This window comes from Pseudomonas sp. NBRC 100443, assembly GCF_030268185.1.
In the GTDB taxonomy this organism is placed as follows: domain Bacteria; phylum Pseudomonadota; class Gammaproteobacteria; order Pseudomonadales; family Pseudomonadaceae; genus Pseudomonas; species Pseudomonas citronellolis.
This window is the reverse complement of record NZ_BSQE01000063.1, coordinates 1-568: the sequence shown is the minus strand read 5'-3', so window position 1 is coordinate 568 and position 568 is coordinate 1. Positions and strand designations below refer to the sequence as shown.

Genomic DNA, 568 nt, shown 5'->3' with positions numbered 1-568 from the left:
CCTTCGTCGTAACCGCCTTTCTGGAAATCGGCCGAGTTGAGCTTGATACCTATCGGGTAATCGTGGCCCACCGCATCTCGCATAGCGTGATAGACGGCCATGAGGAAACGCCGACGCTTCTCCGGCGAACCGCCCCAGTCGTCCTCGCGTCGGTTATGGTGCGGCGACAGGAACTGGTTGATCAGATAGCCATGGGCGGCATGGATCTGGACGCCACCAAATCCAGCTTTCTTGGCGATACGAGCGGTGCTGGCGAAACGATCGATGACCTCCTTGATCTCGTCAGGCCGGATTTCGCGGGGTGTCGGGAAATAGGGAGCCAGCTCCGCGTTGAAGGGAATGGCGGAGGGCGCCAGGTTCTCCCGATTGAGGCCGTTCATCGCCTGCTTCCCGGGGTGGTTGATCTGCATCCAGAGCTGGGTACCGCCGCTGCTTCCTCTCCGTGCCCACTCGCGCAGGAACTCCAGATGTCGCTCGTCCTCCACCACCACGTTGCCAGGCTCGCTGCGAGCCCGGCCGTCGATCATGACATTGCCGGTGAGGCTCAGGCCGACACCACCCTGCGCCC

The 568-nt window shown here is 62.3% G+C and carries 1 protein-coding gene; it reads right to left on the bottom strand.

Annotated elements, in window-relative coordinates; translation table 11 throughout:
• Positions 1 to 568 (bottom strand): oxidoreductase (locus QSJ95_RS32525; protein WP_502945335.1); only part of this gene is annotated, 568 nt, incomplete at both ends.